This window comes from Methanoculleus sp. MH98A, from assembly GCF_000691865.1.
Lineage (GTDB): Archaea > Halobacteriota > Methanomicrobia > Methanomicrobiales > Methanoculleaceae > Methanoculleus.
The window spans coordinates 1-1,911 of the sequence record NZ_JMIO01000137.1; the positions used below are offsets into that span (position 1 = coordinate 1).

Consider the following 1,911-nt stretch of genomic DNA (forward strand, 5'->3'; position numbering starts at 1 on the left):
ATCTGATGGCAGAAGACCGAAATATCCTTGCCAATACGATTTTTCATTTAACAGAAGATGAACGACGGGTGCTCCTACCGAGCGGGAGATCGAAAACGTATGACAATCGGTTTGGCTGGGCAAGGACATACCTTACGAAGGCAGGACTGGTCGAGGTTACAGGGCGAGGGAAATACAAGATTACAAAGAGAGGGCTCGACGTTATCAGGAAGAGTCCTCTCGTGATCGATAATGACTTCTTAATGCAATTTCCCGAATACCAGGAGTTTAAGAAAAGTTCTCGCCAGGATGGCGGGGAGAAGACGCCAAAACCCACTCCTCAGACTCCGGAGGAAGTTTTAGAGGCGACATACACTGAGTTGAGGCAACAACTAGCGCAAGATATTTTGGAGCGTATGAAGGCATCCGATCCGTCCTTTTTCGAGAAGCTAGTTGTCGATTTGCTTGTCAAAATGGGATACGGCGGCTCTCGCAAGGATGCCGGTGAAGCCATCGGCGGTAGTGGCGATGGAGGTATCGATGGCAGGATCAAAGAGGATCGACTGGGGTTAGACACCATCTACATCCAGGCGAAGCGATGGGAGGGATCGGTAGGGAGGCCGGTCGTACAGGCGTTTGCGGGAAGTCTGGAAGGGCAGAGGGCGAAGAAGGGCATCTTCATCACGACTTCACAGTTTAGTCAGGATGCAAAGGAGTACGTGAAGATCATCGAGAAGAAGATCGTCTTAATCGACGGTGAGCAGTTAGCGCAATTCATGATCGATTATAATGTCGGCGTGACCGAAACGGCGAGTTATGTAATTAAAAAAGTCGACTCGGATTATTTTGGGGATGGTGAATAGCCTATATCCGTGTGCGAGAAATCTCCGCTGACCAAAACTAGAATTTATTTCCCCTTTAACCCGTAACGTCGTTTTAAAACTGTTAATCTCCCCGCTTCCGGATATCCTATAACTTCTTTCGTAAAATAGATTTAAATACGCCTTATTGCTACTCTTAAATATATGGAGTCGGCCCCACCCTTTCCGTTAAGCGACCTTAAATTCATGATAAACGAGAGTTTTGATCATACATCGAGGCAACTTCAGAATATCGATAAAAATCTTCTCTTTGGGTCATTCATATCGATCTTTATTGCATTAGGTGTAAGCTGGCAACTGACCATAATTGCCTACTGGATTCCAGCTTCATTTCTTTTGATGTATTTATGGGGGATATGGGCGCTGATAACCACAAAGAAGACGATAAAATCCGATAATGTCGAGCAGGCAGTGGAGAATGTTAAAAGAGTGACTGAGAAGGATTTTTCCTTCTATTTGAGGATGCTTTTAGATAATCTGAAGCCTATTGTACTCTCTGTCTGTGTCATATACGTTATTACCATTGCCCTACTGTTTCTGGTCGAAACCGGGCTAATCATAACAGCAAATCCATACTCTATTGCGATTCCTGTAATTGCCGCTCTAATATTTATTATCCCTGCACTCTCGTTTAATTCCCTGATAAAAAACTTCGAGCAAATGGCGTTATTTGGCTTTAGGTTTTTAGCTCACTATGCTGACAGGGATCAGGACTCACATGAACGGAGTACGGGGGTTTCTTCGGTCACCTCTCTTGTATTGATGTTTCTTTACCTCCCTTTCTTGGGCATCCTCCCCTTATGCGCATTTTTTATTACGGTCGGCTCAAAGATTAACATTTATTTGGTATTTGTTCTATTCCTGCAAATTATTACGATTGCAATCCTTACTAGCTATTTCAGCTCCGTATTTGTAAAAAGAGAATTAACAAATGCTTTAACAAATTATGCAGGCCTTATCGGATTAATTAACGGTATGATCATTAATAACGAATATGATGAGGAAACCGCGAAAAGACTTTCAAAGATATATTTAACGTCAAAAAATTACG

The 1,911-nt window shown here is 43.1% G+C and carries 2 protein-coding genes; both read left to right on the plus strand.

The window, feature by feature from the left end; genetic code table 11:
* Positions 1–842, plus strand: an 842-nt coding sequence (locus EI28_RS12020; protein ID WP_048115130.1) for a restriction endonuclease, incomplete at its 5' end; no start/stop codon positions are given.
* A gap of 162 nt (positions 843–1,004) precedes the next feature.
* A partial coding sequence (locus EI28_RS12025; RefSeq protein ID WP_048115131.1) for a hypothetical protein occupies positions 1,005–1,911 on the plus strand: 907 nt, incomplete at its 3' end.